The following is a 16122-nucleotide window of genomic DNA, read 5'->3' as shown; positions in this document are numbered from 1 at the left end:
GTGTAGCTGGCTATTTTTATGTTAAGAATAAAGGAAAACCTCTTGCATTTTTCTCAGTTCTAGCTACTAACGCTTTTTCGCTTTTCATCATGTTTTTGCAGAGGAAATGGCACATCAATCAGAATAACCATTGATTTGACTGCCTTTATACCGTTCTAATGTTGTGGTTTGTATAAGGTTCATAGTATAATTCATTATAGTTTAATTAGGAGTGGAAAAGATGAACCGAGAAGCACGTTTAAAAAGACAAGAGAATATACGAAATTTCTCTATTATTGCACATATCGACCACGGGAAATCAACGCTTGCTGACCGTATTTTAGAGCAAACGAAGTCATTAACATCTCGTGAAATGAAAGCACAGCTCCTCGACTCAATGGATTTAGAGCGTGAGCGAGGCATAACGATTAAATTAAATGCAGTACAATTAAAGTATGAAGCTAAAAATGGCGAAGTGTATACATTCCATTTAATCGACACACCAGGACACGTCGATTTCACATATGAAGTATCACGTAGTTTAGCTGCTTGTGAGGGCGCAATTTTAGTTGTCGACGCAGCACAAGGCATTGAAGCACAAACACTAGCAAACGTTTATTTAGCGCTTGATAACGACCTAGAAATTTTACCTGTTATCAATAAAATCGATTTACCAGCAGCAGATCCAGAACGTGTACGTCAAGAAGTTGAAGACGTAATCGGGTTAGATGCTTCTGAAGCGGTACTAGCTTCTGCTAAGGCCGGTATCGGTATTGAAGATATTTTAGAGCAAATTGTAGAGAAGGTACCTGCACCAACTGGTGATCCAGAAGCACCACTACAAGCCCTTATTTTTGACTCTGTCTATGATGCCTACAAAGGTGTTATTATTTCCATTCGAATTATCAATGGTACAGTAAAACCAGGCGATAAAATTCGTATGATGGCTACTGGAGCAGAATTTGAAGTTATTGAGGTAGGGGTACATACACCAAAAGTTGTACCACAGGATGAATTAACAGTTGGTGACGTAGGCTATTTAACAGCGTCCATTAAAAACGTTGGTGATACTCGTGTCGGGGATACAGTTACATTTGCGAATCGCCCTGCGACTGAAGCATTAGCAGGTTACCGCCGTTTAAATCCAATGGTTTATTGCGGACTATACCCAATCGATACGGCAAAATATAATGACTTACGTGAAGCGTTAGAAAAGCTAGAGCTGAATGACTCTGCATTACAATATGAACCAGAGACATCACAAGCGCTTGGCTTCGGTTTCCGTTGTGGCTTCTTAGGGCTTCTACATATGGAAATTATTCAAGAGCGTATTGAGCGTGAATTTAACATTGATTTAATTACAACAGCACCTTCCGTTATTTACAATGTTCATATGACGGATGATACATCAATAAAGGTTGACAACCCGTCATTTATGCCTGATCCACAAAAAATTGATCGAGTGGAAGAGCCATATGTCAAAGCAACAATTATGGTGCCGAACGATTATGTAGGGGCAGTTATGGAGCTTTGTCAATTGAAGCGTGGTAATTTCATGACGATGGATTATATTGATACATCACGTGTCAGCATTATTTATGAAATGCCGTTATCAGAAATCGTTTATGATTTCTTTGATTATTTAAAATCAAATACGAAGGGCTATGCATCATTCGACTACGAACTTATTGGTTACCAGACTTCAAAACTAGTGAAGATGGATATTTTACTAAATGGCGAGCAAGTCGATGCACTAAGCTTTATCGTACACCGTGACTTTGCGTACGAACGTGGTAAAATCATCGTAGAAAAATTAAAAGAATTAATCCCACGCCAACAATTCGAAGTGCCAATTCAAGCAGCAGTTGGACAAAAAATTGTGGCGCGCTCAACAATTAAAGCCATGCGTAAAAACGTATTAGCTAAATGTTACGGTGGGGATATTTCTCGTAAACGAAAACTTCTTGATAAACAAAAAGAAGGTAAGAAACGTATGAAACAAGTAGGTTCAGTCGAAGTTCCACAAGAAGCGTTCATGGCTGTTCTGAAGATGGATGATTCGAAGTAACGTTGATATAACAATGTTTATAAGGATTTTAATTGTATGTTTTCATATTAGTATGGTGGAAGTTGCCACCGATTTGCCACCGCTTTTAAATTGTGCCTGCAATTTATAAATCTTTTGCGATGGAATCAAAAATATCGGCGGCATCTCTTGCCATCTTTTGAGTTAAATGGACATAGCGGTCTTCAGTTGTTGCTGATCTGCTGTGTCCTAATCTTTTTTGTACAGTTTTTATAGGTTGTCCACTTTCAATCAACATTGTTGCGTGTGGATGTCGTAATGAATGGTAGTTGAAATCGATACCTAATTTATTTTTAATTAACTCTCTTGTTTGATACTTTATAACAGCAGGTGTATAGTGTTCTCCATTTTCCTTTTTGCAAACAAAATCATGTTTTGAGTCTTGAAGATAAAATTCACCATACTTTAATCGATTTTCAATTTGTTTCTTTTTTGCTTTCTTCAATATTTCCATTAAGGTTTTACCAACTGGAATTGTTCGATAACCTGATTTAGATTTTGATGGACCTACAACCCATCTCCGAGCACCATTGTTATCCGTTGATGCCGTTGTGCCATCTGGTGTAGTTGATGCCGATAAATTTAAAATTAGTGGTACAGCATCGGATCAAGATGCTAATTCAAGTATTAAAGTGACAAGACGTATCAACAATGGAAATGCTATTGAAATTTACAGTGGCCAAGGTGGGGCGTGGGAATTTGATGTTTCACTTGCTCAACTAAAAGTCGGAGAAAATACGATTGTTGTTGAGGTAATTGATAACTACAGTGCTAAGACGAGCAAGACGATAAAACTTAATAAAAATGAAGTGAAAACGCTTATTTTGCATTCAGTGACGAGGTACAAAATTACACCTCCAGCCGGATCCGCAAAAGGCGTTTTATTTTTTATTGAACGTGATGAAGAATTGGATTTAAAAGTCGAATTATCGATGACGTTATCTGGTGAACAAGAGCAATACGTAATGCTCGCACCAAACAATACAGCACCAATGCCTTGCTATGGATATTAAAGAAGGTGTACTAACTAATTACAAGTACATTAAGAGCAATATTTGTAGGGGCTTATAGTAATGCAATAAAACGTTTAAATAGTAAGTCGATTAATTCATCATCTGTGGAGGACAAAGCGCATAGAGAACGACCAGTACCGTTTTATAACTGGTTAAAGGAAAGAGATAGCCTCACACAATCAATTAGTAATAGACCATATAATTTAGAGAATTAGGTAGAATGGTAGATGGGTGAAATAATGTTATGGAAAAACACTCTATTTTTGTTGGGTTTTTAACATTTGTGGGTAGAATATTAGATTACTAGTATATAATACTAAGATATTATGTTTTCTAAAATAAAACTGTGTAGGGGGAGAATAATGAAAAAATTATTTATTGTGTTACTAGCAGCGTTTGTATTTGCGGTAGTAAATCCAACGAAATCAGAAGCAAAAGTGATGTATGATGGAGCAGAAGTTGTAAAAGGGCAAACAGGGAAAATGACCTTTAAAAAAGACATTAAGGTATACAAGAAAAATTCAGATGGTACGTTTGAATCTTTAGTGGTTAAGCGAAATAACTTCTTTAGAACGTATGATATTGAAAAATATGATAAAAAAATATTCTATCAAATGGGGCAATACCGCGTACAAGCAACGGATTTGGTAGTTTTCAAAGAAGTACCAATAAAAATTCGTTCATCTTTTTATAACAAACCAACTTATATTGTTATTACTCGCGATGGTATTAATGATGGCTTATATTACGGATCTCACTTCAAACTAGAAGGACCATGGAGTTTTAATTTCAAGGATACAAATAATGGACAACTACTACAGTATTGTGAAAGTGGTGATGGTAGTGAGGAATTTTGTTACGAGTATCCTGGTACAGACCTTAAAATCGCTGAGACAATATCGAGAGAAAGAGGTGTACGTTATGAACTAACAAGAGATGAAGAGGGGAAGGGCGTTCCATTAAAAGAATCTAAAACTGAAAGAATTATGAAAAAGGGAAGTACTGTTTTTTCAAGGTATGATCATGAAATTAATGGTTATATATATGTAACCGATGAATTAGAAGGAAGACACGATAATGATGTTTATCTTCCAATGAATTCACTAAAGCCAGTTGGAGATAAGTGATAGATTAAGAATTATATAAAGCCCTCTTATTTATTTGATAAGGGGGCTATTTTTTATGGTTGATTGACATGCGGATAGGATGTTTGTCGATGTCTTAATGCTTTTTTGCCACCTACATGCCACCGTGTTTAGCAAATAAACGTGATATATTAGCAATGACGGAAAAATAAAATAGGATAAAAGAATATCGGCAATCCCATGATATTAAAAGGATTGTCGGATATAAAATGATATAAAAAAATCTATTGAGATACGATGATACTTCAAGAAGCGTTCATGGCTGTTCTGAAAATGGATGATTCGAAGTAATTCATTAATGACAAAGGGTTTTCTTTGATATATTTGTATAGATATACCGTTTGATTTATGCTTACTTTAGATACCTATGATTACACTTATGTTTGGCGAGTATAGCATTCACGCGTCTTCAGATTAATAAATATTGTAAAAAAATAAAAAATGATCTAAGTACAGATAAAAACTGAACTAGATCATTTTTTTATGTGGATAACATTACAGTCAAACTCTCAAAGCAAGTGTTGGATATTTTGATATTACTTTATTTCAATAATTATGCTTTTTATCCATTTAGCAACTAACAAATCGCTCTCTTCGAAAGTTATGAATTGGCATTTTTAGAAAGTGTAACTCTTTTCGTAAAGAAGGCAACTTCTCTCTTAAAGGAATATTATTTGTCGATTCCTCATCAATAAAAACTAAGATTTGAGCATCCTCTAATGACTCATATACACGTCCAGAATACTCTATATTATCTATAAAAGCATAAGCATGTCCTCTAACTTGAGGGTTAGCATAAACATGATTCCCTTTAAGTTTAGAAAGAGAATACATAAAAGCCTCTAATCTTATTATATTAATATAAAATTTATGGCCGTAATAGAGTTGTTTGTGCTTTTTTCGATTAACGTCAAAAACTTCATATTGAATGCAGATATCAGTTTCATTAGGTGATTTCTTATTGTGCCAATGAGAGAAAGGCATCAATCGCTCTTTTACTAAGAAATTAATATTACTATGATCTAAATCACAACCATAGCTTAAAATAAAAACTTCTTTATGTTCATTCACTTTTTCGGAGACCCCCATGCTGGTAAAGTGTTATGTTTTAAAACAACTTCCTCATAGTGATGTTTGAAATGATCCTCGGCAAGATGGTAATGCCAATTTGTAGCAGCACTGTTCATTTCACGACCTACATCCGCCCTCATTATCACCATAGATTTGAAAAACATGTTTGCCTTGATTAGCCCCTTTACCTTGAGGACCTAGTATTAAGGAAAGCTAATTAGGCACTTAAAACTCAAGTGGAGGAATTACTTTTTAGCCAGATAAACAATTAAAACCAGGTGCTCAAAATTAGTAAGTACTTGGTTACTTACAAATTATATATAATGAGTTGGTTTTTTCTTATTATCCAAAAAACGATCTCTAGAATATTGTGTGAAGTCTCTAAACAATTTTGAAAGTGAAGTGGGGTCGAAATTAGGACTAGGTGGCATAATCTCAAATAATTGTGGATCATAGGATATGATTTTACCCGTATATGAACCTACAATAATAATTTTTAGTAATCCTACATCACCCAAGCGTTTATAATGTTCACTTGTAATTAAGATTTCTTGCTCTGGGTGCAATTTTATCCATCTTCTTACTCGAAATTTATTCATATGAATTTTGAACCTATACTTGATACTAATGCAGCAATAAATACTAATTTTTTCATTTGTATATTCCTCCCTCTATATTTCCATTTTAGGAAATAGGGAATTAAATGTACATATAAAAAAGTCACTCATTTTGTAGTGAGCCAGAAATAGCGCAAATACCGTCCACAATACCCGTTAATGCTATTGCTCAACCGACTGGTGTTATTGCTGATAAGTCATTAGAAATATAGACAACTGCTTTAGATCCACTTGTTCAAATATTAGTAGCTATTAGTTTTCTTATTACCAGTGTCATTATGGTTGGCGCATCAAGCTAGGTAATTCTGAAAAAAGCTTGGTCATTAATCATGAATGCAGAACTAGGCTATGTATTGATTCAGATGTCACCATTGTTTTTAGATATCTTACGCACGATTGGAGAAGCCATTTGAATTTAAATGGAAAAATTTATCCAAATGAAAGTGGGATGAGGTATTATTAAATTGAAAGTGTAGGTTATTTTAAAAAACTATTACTACGTATGATTATGATCATTAAGTTAAAAAGGTAAATAAGTAAAGGGGGATTTATAGTTGAATAAAAGAAAAGTAGGAAACATTTTAGGTTTCATATCTATATTACTTGTAATAGTATGTATTGTTGTTTTCTATATACAAAGAGGACCAAATACTGACATATATTTTCTTATCAATACGTATGGTATTTTATCTATTTTAGGAATTTTATTTGCTATATTTTCTTGGTTGATGTCTAAGAAACTTATTTTTACGATTATTGGCCTTATTGGAAATGGAATTTTTTTGGCATTTTCTTATTTGTTATTATTAGCAATGGGGATTGGTGAACCTTAAATTTTCTTCACCTAATCCTACACAATCTCAAAATGAACAACTAGTAGAATGATGAAAAGGGTACTAGAATATTTACAATTCTGTACCCTTTTGTTGATTAATATTTGTTACACTTCTAAAAAAAGATAGCTTAATAATCGTTAAAAGAATAATAAGCCACATAAAGAAAGGAATAGAGAGATTCCAAGAATTACTCCAACAACTTTCATATGTCGTTTCCGTTCCATTACAACAATAGCAACATATTCACGAACCATTGCATTTGGCCAATAATAAAATGCGGTTTTTGAGCCGATTCCTTGGCTATTCAGACCAGCTTGTCTAGCGTATAGGCCAGCACGGAAAAGATGGAAATTATTCGTTGTAAAGATGCTGTTGTATTTACCGTCTGGTTTTAACGTATCCATAACCCGTTTCGAAAATAACATATTTTGATAGGTGTTTACAGAACGATTTTCCTGCAAAGTATGCTCAACAGGAATCCCTTTTTCAACAGCGTATTTTTGCATCGCCTCCGCTTCCGGAAGATTCTCATCGGAACCTTGCCCACCAGAGAAAATTATAGTTGGTGGTGATGTAACGGCTGCTTGTTTCTGATAAAAATTAATAGCTTTATTAATTCTACTTGCTAGAAGAGGTGGTACTTGATCGTTAATTAACCCACTACCTAGCACGATGATAAAATCTTGGTTATACTTTGGTCTATTAAATTGATATAGGAAATAAGCAGTTAGGAAGTTTGATAAATGGATCGAAAAATAAAAAATAATAAGCGATATTCCACCAAATATAGGTTGGAACATATTAGATAAAACACTTGCTGGATTTATGATAGGGGTTAGGATAAATAATAAAATCATGATAGCTACAATTAAAGTTAAAGAATTTGCAAAGCTTCTTCCTTCTCTTTTCATTAAAACTCTTGCATTAAGAAATAGACCAAACATTAAAGCTACGATTCCAAAAGGGATGATAAAGAAAAGAGCGATCATTGGAATAAGAACTATGAGTTTTAAATAATTATTTTCAGATGCTAAAGATGCAATCGTACAAAATAAAAGAAATGAACAGAAAAAGGCATTAAATAAAAAGCCATTTATTATTTTTCTAGGATCTTTCAAGTAAGAAAAAAGAAAAATAATAAATAGAATAAGTGGAATGATTCCAAAATACATAAAAGTCATGCACCTCGACTATATATTATTGTTTGTTCGATTTAGCTCCTACATGTTAGCTTAAATTAGTGACATGACGTCCTTTTTACTTAAACCTTACATAATTCTTAAAAAATATTGTTAATAGTACATGTGTTGAAAAATTCGACCACAAATATGTGGAATGTTAACTTACTCAGTCAGTGAGGGTACAATATTAATAATTATGGAAATAGAAAGATGAATAGTAAGAGAATTAAATGATAATAATTGTCCTAACATAGCATTTTTTATCTATATAAGGTTTTCATAGTACTTGGATAGCTACATGCACCATGACGAGAGCTTGATTTTTTGTTCAAAGCATAGAGGACATTTGCTAATCCTATGAAAGATCCTTTTTTAAATAGTAATGCTTATAATCTCTTCCGACATTGTCCAATGTACCATAGATTTCATATCCGTGATTTTGATAAAAATCTAAAGCCTGAAAACTTAAAGTATCTACCTTTATGAAATCACAATCGTTATTTATAGCAATTTGTTCAATTTCTAACAATAATTTAGACCCATACCCTAATCCACGAAGATTCTCATCAATCATAAGTGTATGTATCTCTAACCAATTCCAGCAAATTTCTCCCAGAATGCCACCACGGATTTGATCTTCTTCATCTATAAGAAATAAGTTGATTTCTTGATATCTGCCCCTTAAATCATTTGGAAAATGCTTTAGATTATATTCATATAGCTTGTTATTAATATAAGATTTTTTGCCTGCATCTAGTGCTTGTGAAATTTTGTATTGCATAAATTATTCCTCCTCTTTTATATTTGGAAATGTTTGCTTCCAAATCATATGGTGACTGTTTTCACCCCAATAATGCTCAAGTAAAAAATCTGGCTTGCCAAATTTTTTCTGCCAAATCAATTGAGCCTTTTTATAACCACTATCTAAACAAAACCCTCTACTATGTTTACTCTCTAGCGTGGTTAACATTTGTTGAAGTAACATCGTTCCTATACCTCGATTTTGATAGCTAGGGTGCACAAAAACCGTCCCAATCTCAGGAAAGTCTGTTAGATCTTCCTGTACGTTTTTTTGAATCAATTCATTCGCGATACCATACTCTATTGTTCCTACAATTTTCTTTGTTTCTGCATGAATGGCTAACCAGAAAAATCGTTCCTCACCTTGGCTATCACAATCTAATTTTAAATAATGTTTTTTTATTTCCCATTCGTTTTTTTGCTCGTCATATAGCTCTGCAAGACCTTCCTTTGCATATGTATCGGCAATAACGAGTAAAAAAAACGTATGCAACTCTTCAGTGTCTGTTGGTTGGGGGCGTCTTAAAATAATTCTCTCCAAATGTCTTCCTCCTTTTCATGCCTATCAACGAATGAGCACAGAATGCACCTATCCTATGAACTACCTTTGGGCTGCTTTGCAATGGTCAGTTTATTACACATGAAATCATGAGTGCAAACAAGTTTGAAAAGTTATTGAATACATTATGAGTGGGGGATCTATCTCCTTTTCAAAGACTTTAAAATTAGAGCAAATAAACAAATACCTAATAAAGAACCTATAGTAAACGACCAAGAAAAATAATCGAAAAAGAAGTATGCGATTAATATTGCAAACATATAGCCTATTGCAGTGCCCAACAATTGCTTTTTAATATTCATCGTTCCCACTCCTTACTGTGTGAAATTTTTAAAAGTTACTATTCTTTATTTATATTTTATACAAATGTTGGGTAAATATCCATATGAATGAAGAATGAGGGGAGGCGGTCATTAGGTTTGAAAATTAGCAAACAGTGTACTGAACATTATATATGGGGAGATCAATGTGATGGTTGGCATTTAGTTAAGAATAATGATCTCAGTATCATTCATGAGCGTATGCCCGCTAAAACAGCAGAAGTAAATCATTATCATCATCATGCACAACAAATTTTCTTTACGCTATCTGGAACAGCAACAATTGATATTGACGGAAAACGCATTGTCTTACATAAGAAAGAAGGACTTGAAGTGCGGCATCTTACACCACATCAAATGCGAAATGATTCAGAGGAAGAAGTAGAGTTTTTAGTCATTTCACAACCAAATAGTAGAGGCGATCGTCTACAACCATAAAGTAATTTCGGTTTTTCTTTCGATGAAATGCTTAAATTATAATCTTCATTCTTTTGCATGAGGTATTCATTTATTTTGGTAGATATAGTAAATACAATAAATTGTAAAGGAGATGCTATACAATGAAGATTACAAAAGTGAAGCTATACGCGTATGATGTTCATAAAATGAAGGAATTTTACTGCAATCATTTAGGATTTACATTAATAACGAATACGGATCATTTTGTTGATATAGCTGTTGGTGAAAGTATTATCACTTTTGAAAAAATACCTTCTTATGTTAAAAAACAATATCATTTTGCATTAAATATTCCATGTAATTTATTTCAACAAGGGAAAATATGGGTAAAAGATCGTGCGGAATTATTATTTTCAGAAGGACAGGATGAAGTATATTATGACAGATTAAAGGCTCATTCATGTTATTTTTATGATCCTGAAGGAAATATTATAGAGCTCATTTCAAGGCAGGAAGTAAATCAAAAACAAGATGCTGATTCTTTTTCACCCGAACATGTACTAAATATTGGTGAAATGAATTTAACGTCAGATGCTATTGATTCAGTAGCTAATAGTTTAAAAGAATACGGTATAACGCCAATGAATAATAACGAAATTCGTTCAGATGCTCTCACGTTTATGGGGAATTATGAGGATGGTGCAAATTTGCTATTAGGACCAAGTGAACGTATTTGGTATTTTTCTGATAAAAAAGCGATTGTTAGTCCTATTAAGATAGAAATCAATAAAAACTTGCAGCTATGCATGACGGAAAATGGTGATTTTACCATTTCGCAGTTATAAAGAAATGGTCATCAGTTAATTAAATCATAGATTCTGTATTGAATGAAAAAAACGTTTGTTGTATATTTATTCGAAAATGGAAGGGTGATGTTTATGACGTACGTAATTAGTGAAGAAAACCCAACGATTGGGGCATATAAAACTTTACATCAAACAACAGGCTGGAATGCGAAAGGGCTTTATACGTATGATCAACTATATCAAGCAATTTCTAACAGTTGGTATAGCGCTTCTATTTATGATGATATGACATTAATTGGCTATGGAAGAATTATTTCAGATGGCATTTATCAAACCTTTATTTGTGATGTCATGGTGCACCCTGATTATCAACGAAAAGGGGTTGGCACAATGGTTATGGAGGTCTTGTTAGAGCATTGTCAAAAAGAAAATATAAAATGGATTCAGCTTTCATGTGCAAAGGGTAAACAACCTTTTTATCAAAAACTTGGATTCAAAGTACGTGATCCCGATGCTCCAGGAATGATGTTATTTTATGAGCAGTTGTAAAAATATTATTAATCATAAAGGAGTTACAGTTGTTTGAAAGCAAAATGCATTAAATTATATGAATTTGGAAGCCCTAAGGACGTTGTGAAGTTTGAAAATAAAACGATTGAACCTCCTCAAGAACATGAAATTCTTGTTCGAATGCTGGCACGACCTATTAATCCTTCTGATTTAATACCAATATGGGGAAAGTATGCTCATCGCATTTCTTTACCAACTATTCCTGGCTATGAAGGAGTGGGGATTGTAGAGGATGTAGGCCCGTTTGTTTCTCAAAATCTTATTGGAAAGCGTGTATTACCGTTACGAGGAGAAGGGACTTGGCAGGAAATTGTAAGGACTAGCGCAGAATTTGCTATTCCCATTCCCGATTCAATAGATGATTTTACCGCAGCCCAAATGTATATTAACCCAATGACGGCTTGGGTAACTTGTACAGACATACTACAATTGCGACCAAATGATGTATTAGTAGTGAATGCTTGTGGGTCCGCAATTGGACATATTTTTGCTCAACTTGCAAAATTGTTAGGTTTTCAACTAATCGCGGTCACGAGAAATAATAGACATACTGACGATTTAATTCAGCTTGGCGCTTCTTATGTGATAAATACCTCAATAGAACCGCTCTATGAGACAGTAATGGAACTAACAAATGGTAAAGGGGCTGATGCTGCTATTGATTCCGTTGGAGGGGCAGCAGGCAATGAACTTGCTTTCAGTTTGAAACCGGGAGGCAATTTTTTAGCAATTGGCCTTTTATCAGGTGTACAAGTGAATTGGCAAAGTATCGTTAAAGAGGCAAATGTAAAGGCAAATATGTTTCATTTACGTCATTGGAATAAGCAAGTCTCGATTGAAAGATGGCAAGATACATTTCATCACTTAATCGATCTAGTTAATAGTGGTGCGTTAAAAATGATGGCAGTTGATTCTTATTATGATTTGTTAGACATTAAAAAGGCGATAACGGTCGTTGAATCTTCTAAAGCCACTAAAGGGAAGATTTTTTTAACTTCTTTCAGCAGAAGTTAAAGCCTTGGACGGATCAAGCTATTGATAGCCTATAGAGAAACGAAGGGGAATCTAATTTACCCTTCGTTTTTTTAGCTTTGGGTAGTCATTCGATCTCTAGCACTTGTTTTGACTAGTTGTTAGCTGATGAATAGTTGGGTGGCATTATTATCAATCTGTTTCCTCAAAGGTAGCTACCATTTCTGGGACATCTGAAAAAGTACAACCTTCGTACTATATATCTTACTACTTTTGTACGCTCTCCCTTTTAAAATACATGAATATATGTTAATTTGATGCAATTTACTTTAAATCTGCTAATAACCATTATTTTGGGATAATATTTGATAAAATGAAACTCTTGTTTATAAGTTGATTAGAGTGAAAATCGGGTGACCACTTGTGATCAGCGTTAAAAATGAGATATAAATTAGTTTGATGTTTTTTAGGAGATGAAAGTATGAAAGAAACAATTTCTACTGTTTGTTTAACAGCTGAAACAAAAATTAGAATGATGAAGCATAGACCTGTGAATTATTTACTGCAGGCAATTTTTGGAGGGCTTTTTATTGGCTTTGGCATTTTGCTCATCGTTACTATTGGAGGCTTATTGAGTCCTGCTGGGGTACCAAGTATGAAAATCGTACAAGGATTAGCATTTGGTGTGGCCCTTAGTATGGTCATGATGGCTGGGGCAAATTTATTTACGGGTGATAATTTAGTTTTAACGGTTAGTACACTATCAAAAAAATCATCTCCGTTTGAAATGTTAGGCATTTGGATGTCTAGTTACATAGGAAACTTCTTTGGTTCTCTTTTAGCAGCCGCATTATTTTTTTACTCGGGGCTAGCAGCAGGAGACACAGCAGCTTACATTGAAAAACTGGCTACAGCTAAGATGAGTGGTAGTTTCATTGAACTTTTATGTCGAGGTATTTTATGTAATTTACTTGTATGCTTGGCAGTATGGTGTACCTATAAATTAAAGACAGAGACTGGAAAATTAGTGATGATTTTCTGCTGTATTTTTCCTTTTGTTACAATCGGATTTGAGCACTGTATAGCAAATATGACATTGTTTTCACTTGCTCTTTTAGTACCTCATGGTGAACTAGTATCGTTTGCTGGAGCCTTTTCAAATTTATTACCTGTAACACTAGGTAATATTATTGGGGGAGCGGTTATTGGTTTTGTCTATTGGGTAAATGCAAAAGAGTAATATTTGAATGACTCTTGCAATTAGTATCTTTACTTATTAGGAGAATTAGTAACATATTATGTGTTATAGCAGTTTTACATACAAAGGGTAAATCATGAGATTATTTGAAGTAAAATTAACGGATGATACTTGACAAATCCCATCTATTAATACTTTGACTTTGAGATAAATCATAGATAGAATGACAAGTAGAGTTACTTATGTGTAACTCTACTTTTTTAACTTCTTTCAGCAGATGTCCAAACATCTGTACCTGTCGCTACGCTTTCGGTACAAAAAACATCCGCTGAAATAGAGGTACTTAAGCTAAGAGCTTCACATCCTGTGAAAACGCCTGAGTGACCAACGTCATGTTGCTGACGCTTCGCTTTCGCACAGACAAAACCATGTTGCTGACGCTTCGCTTTCGCACAAAAAACATCTGTTGGCCTAAAGCCTCTGGTGGATGTCAATATAATTAATTTCGTGAATTTAATAGATAGATTAATAGATTATATAAAAGTGAGGAGGAAGACGATCATGAAACAAGAAGTGAATCAACATACCATCCTTCAAGCAATTTTGGAGCTTTCTAAGCAAATGCAAGAAATGAAATTAGATCTTCAGCAACAAATTGGAGAGGTTAAAGGAAGTTTAGAAGAGAAAATTGAAGCGGTCGAAAGAAGATTAGAAGAGAAACTCGATACAGTCGAAAGAAGATTAGATGAAAAAATCGAAGCAGTGGAAGTAAAGTTAGATAAGGTTGAACAAAATTTAAGCAAAAAAATTGATTTTTTAGATTCAAAAGTTGGAATTGTATCACTTGATTTATTAGAGACAAAAGCGGAAGTATCTGTTCTTCAACAAACAAAATAGTATAAGTTAACTTACCGTACCCTATAGGGGTACGGTGTTTTTTTCTTTATTCAGAAATGTCTTATGTGGCGAAAGCAAAGCGACAGTCACAATTACGCTAAGGTGTATTTGATGGTATAATATTATTTGAAATTAATGGCTAGAAGGAGTGAAAAGATTGTTAAAAACAGAGGTATTTGAACAATTAAAAAAGGCAATGAAAGAAAAGGACGTATTAGCAAAAGGCGTACTAACGCTTTTAAAATCTGCCCTAGATTTAGCTGAGAAGGAAAAGGGAGAAGCTTTATCGACTGAAGAGGAAATTGCTATCGTTAATCGTGAGGTTAAGCAAACAAATCAGGCATTAGAGGGTGCTCAAAATGCAGGACGAGCTGACTTAATTGAAAAAGAGGAAGCGAAATTAGTACTATTAAAATCATTTTTGCCAAAGCAATTATCTGAAGAAGAAATTGTAGAAAAACTTGTGGCAGCTGGCGTTGTAAAAGGGATGAATATGGGGGAAGCGATGAAAATTGCAAAACCTCTATTAACTGGTCAAGCAGAAGGTGCTATTATCTCAAAAGTTGTGAAAAATTTAATTTCATAATTATAGTTTAATCGGATCGCCTTCCATGTAGGTGATCCGATTGTTTTAGTTAACATTCGTCTTTTTACCTTTCTATTATCCAAGAAGTAAATTTTCTTTTAGTAACTATTGCTAAATCTCTAATGAGACAAGGAAGACGTTCAACGACTATCTCCTTGAGGGAGAGTAAAACCGCAAGCGAATGGCGGAAGAAAAATGTGGCTCTTATCAGAAGATAAGATGAAGATATAGTCTGCGCTTATGTGAAAGCATAAGAGGTCTACTCATGAGAGAAAGACTGCATGAAGGGTTGCGCCTTCGTGTGAACAAGAAAAATATATACAACTATAAAAATGTTAACAACCTCTCTAAATAGGGTAAAGTATTTTATCTTAGTGAAAGAGAGGTGGTACACATGGAATTAATATCCATTGGAAAAATTGCTAAACGCTGAAATCCGTAATTTTTATAAGCGGCTTAACGACATTCGAACAAGTCATTTACACCAGTGTTCTAATGAGATTGTGAAAACCAAGCCATCTCGTATTGTAATGGAACATTTAAATGTAAAAGGTATGATGAAAAATAAACATCTGGCGAAGGCGGTAGCTGGGCAAAAGTTATATGAATACAAACGGCAAATTCAATCCAAGTGTGAAAAATATGGCATTGAATTTGTTGAAGCCGACAGATGGTTTCCATCATCAAAAACTTGTTCTAGTTGTGGACAAATCAAAACCGATTTGAAATTGAAAGACAGATTATATATCTGCTCTTGCTGATGAAAGCTGGATAGAGATTTGAACGTAAGCATTAATTTGGCTCATCACCAAAAGTTGTGGATGACATTTGTTAAAACATATACTATGTAAATAAGTTGATTGGAGTGGAGGCTGGGTGACTCCTTGGGGATCAGCGAAAGAGGAACGAAGGCTAAGAGCATCACGTCCTGTGATAACGCCTTCGTGACCTACATCGTGTAGGCCCGAGACCCTGGAGCGAGCAACGCGAGTGAAGCGGCTCATCGGACGCCCCAGGAAGCTCTGCTCTGTGCGAAAGCGAAGCGTCAGCAACAAAGCGCCCAGTCGGAACGGAAATCAACCACAC

The 16122-nt window shown here is 34.3% G+C and carries 19 protein-coding genes and 2 pseudogenes; 13 read left to right on the top strand and 8 right to left on the bottom strand.

Annotated features, from left to right (window positions below; all coding sequences use genetic code 11):
* Positions 1-220 precede the first annotated feature (220 nt).
* Positions 221-2047, top strand: a complete 1827-nt coding sequence (lepA, locus tag ACVWXS_RS12375; RefSeq protein WP_368635878.1) for a translation elongation factor 4 — start codon at positions 221-223, stop codon at positions 2045-2047.
* Between the two features lie 103 nt (positions 2048-2150).
* On the opposite strand, the gene ACVWXS_RS12370 is transcribed toward lepA, so the two are convergent.
* Entirely contained in the window at positions 2151-2654 is a 504-nt protein-coding gene (locus ACVWXS_RS12370) for a tyrosine-type recombinase/integrase (protein WP_456958454.1), read from the bottom strand.
* Between ACVWXS_RS12370 and ACVWXS_RS12365 the strand changes: the two genes are divergently transcribed.
* Both ACVWXS_RS12365 and ACVWXS_RS12360 read left to right on the top strand, forming a co-directional pair.
* Positions 2596-3078, top strand: coding sequence for a hypothetical protein (locus ACVWXS_RS12365; RefSeq protein WP_456958423.1), 483 nt, complete (start codon positions 2596-2598; stop codon positions 3076-3078). The two genes, ACVWXS_RS12370 and ACVWXS_RS12365, sit on opposite strands and share 59 nt — an antisense overlap.
* Before the next feature lie 362 nt (positions 3079-3440).
* Positions 3441-4205: a hypothetical protein gene (locus ACVWXS_RS12360; protein ID WP_456958422.1), complete on the top strand. Its 765-nt coding sequence runs from the start codon at positions 3441-3443 to the stop codon at positions 4203-4205.
* Positions 4206-4793: 588 nt separating this feature from the next.
* Here the strand turns inward: ACVWXS_RS12360 and ACVWXS_RS12355 are convergent.
* The 3 genes from ACVWXS_RS12355 to ACVWXS_RS12345 all read right to left on the bottom strand — a co-directional run bounded on the left by ACVWXS_RS12355 (position 4794) and on the right by ACVWXS_RS12345 (position 5893).
* Entirely contained in the window at positions 4794-5294 is a 501-nt protein-coding gene (locus tag ACVWXS_RS12355; RefSeq protein WP_456958421.1) for a hypothetical protein, read from the bottom strand.
* Positions 5291-5443: a hypothetical protein gene (locus tag ACVWXS_RS12350; RefSeq protein WP_456958420.1), complete on the bottom strand. Its 153-nt coding sequence runs from the start codon at positions 5441-5443 to the stop codon at positions 5291-5293. The genes ACVWXS_RS12355 and ACVWXS_RS12350 overlap by 4 nt, the downstream gene beginning before the upstream one ends.
* 165 nt (positions 5444-5608) lie before the next feature.
* Positions 5609-5893 (bottom strand): hypothetical protein, encoded by a 285-nt coding sequence (locus ACVWXS_RS12345; protein ID WP_368635880.1) that lies wholly within the window; start codon positions 5891-5893, stop codon positions 5609-5611.
* Positions 5894-6465: 572 nt separating this feature from the next.
* Here ACVWXS_RS12345 and ACVWXS_RS12340 point away from each other — a divergent pair.
* Positions 6466-6744 carry a hypothetical protein gene (locus ACVWXS_RS12340; RefSeq protein WP_456958419.1) on the top strand — a complete coding sequence of 93 codons (279 nt, stop codon included), beginning with the start codon at positions 6466-6468 and terminating at the stop codon, positions 6742-6744.
* 140 nt (positions 6745-6884) lie between these two features.
* Here the strand turns inward: ACVWXS_RS12340 and ACVWXS_RS12335 are convergent, their stop codons facing one another.
* The 3 genes from ACVWXS_RS12335 to ACVWXS_RS12325 all read right to left on the bottom strand — a co-directional run bounded on the left by ACVWXS_RS12335 (position 6885) and on the right by ACVWXS_RS12325 (position 9270).
* Positions 6885-7919, bottom strand: coding sequence for an ElyC/SanA/YdcF family protein (locus ACVWXS_RS12335; RefSeq protein WP_456958418.1), 1035 nt, complete (start codon positions 7917-7919; stop codon positions 6885-6887).
* A 364-nt stretch (positions 7920-8283) separates the two neighbouring features.
* On the bottom strand, positions 8284-8709 hold the full coding sequence (locus ACVWXS_RS12330; protein ID WP_427419612.1) for a GNAT family N-acetyltransferase: 426 nt from the start codon (positions 8707-8709) through the stop codon (positions 8284-8286).
* Positions 8710-8712: 3 nt separating this feature from the next.
* Positions 8713-9270: a GNAT family N-acetyltransferase gene (locus ACVWXS_RS12325; protein ID WP_456958417.1), complete on the bottom strand. Its 558-nt coding sequence runs from the start codon at positions 9268-9270 to the stop codon at positions 8713-8715.
* A 68-nt stretch (positions 9271-9338) separates the two neighbouring features.
* On the opposite strand from ACVWXS_RS12325, the pseudogene ACVWXS_RS12320 reads away from it, so the two are divergent.
* The 6 genes and pseudogenes from ACVWXS_RS12320 to ACVWXS_RS12295 form a co-directional block, all read left to right on the top strand.
* A pseudogene (locus ACVWXS_RS12320) lies at positions 9339-9419 on the top strand (YoaP domain-containing protein); the annotation flags it as partial.
* Between the two features lie 288 nt (positions 9420-9707).
* A complete protein-coding gene (locus ACVWXS_RS12315; RefSeq protein WP_456958416.1) occupies positions 9708-10046 on the top strand; it encodes a cupin domain-containing protein in 339 nt (112 codons plus the stop codon).
* 122 nt (positions 10047-10168) lie between these two features.
* Positions 10169-10852: a VOC family protein gene (locus ACVWXS_RS12310; RefSeq protein WP_456958415.1), complete on the top strand. Its 684-nt coding sequence runs from the start codon at positions 10169-10171 to the stop codon at positions 10850-10852.
* Positions 10853-10945: 93 nt separating this feature from the next.
* A complete protein-coding gene (locus ACVWXS_RS12305) occupies positions 10946-11362 on the top strand; it encodes a GNAT family N-acetyltransferase (protein ID WP_456958414.1) in 417 nt (138 codons plus the stop codon).
* Positions 11363-11395: 33 nt separating this feature from the next.
* Positions 11396-12397 carry a zinc-dependent alcohol dehydrogenase family protein gene (locus ACVWXS_RS12300; RefSeq protein ID WP_423473319.1) on the top strand — a complete coding sequence of 334 codons (1002 nt, stop codon included), beginning with the start codon at positions 11396-11398 and terminating at the stop codon, positions 12395-12397.
* Between the two features lie 439 nt (positions 12398-12836).
* Positions 12837-13595, top strand: coding sequence for a formate/nitrite transporter family protein (locus ACVWXS_RS12295; protein WP_456958413.1), 759 nt, complete (start codon positions 12837-12839; stop codon positions 13593-13595).
* A 218-nt stretch (positions 13596-13813) separates the two neighbouring features.
* Here the strand turns inward: ACVWXS_RS12295 and ACVWXS_RS12290 are convergent, their stop codons facing one another.
* Positions 13814-14047 (bottom strand): hypothetical protein, encoded by a 234-nt coding sequence (locus ACVWXS_RS12290; protein WP_456958412.1) that lies wholly within the window; start codon positions 14045-14047, stop codon positions 13814-13816.
* A gap of 67 nt (positions 14048-14114) precedes the next feature.
* Here ACVWXS_RS12290 and ACVWXS_RS12285 point away from each other — a divergent pair, with 67 nt between their 5' ends.
* From ACVWXS_RS12285 to ACVWXS_RS12275, 3 genes and pseudogenes are all read left to right on the top strand, one after another.
* Positions 14115-14450: a hypothetical protein gene (locus ACVWXS_RS12285; RefSeq protein WP_456958411.1), complete on the top strand. Its 336-nt coding sequence runs from the start codon at positions 14115-14117 to the stop codon at positions 14448-14450.
* A gap of 157 nt (positions 14451-14607) precedes the next feature.
* Positions 14608-15036 (top strand): GatB/YqeY domain-containing protein, encoded by a 429-nt coding sequence (locus tag ACVWXS_RS12280; protein WP_456958410.1) that lies wholly within the window; start codon positions 14608-14610, stop codon positions 15034-15036.
* Positions 15037-15458: 422 nt separating this feature from the next.
* Positions 15459-15887 (top strand): annotated as a pseudogene (locus ACVWXS_RS12275) (RNA-guided endonuclease InsQ/TnpB family protein); the annotation flags it as partial.
* Positions 15888-16122 lie beyond the last annotated feature (235 nt).

It is taken from the genome of Lysinibacillus sp. TE18511 (genome assembly GCF_054062295.1).
This window is presented reverse-complemented; position numbering and strand designations above follow the sequence as displayed.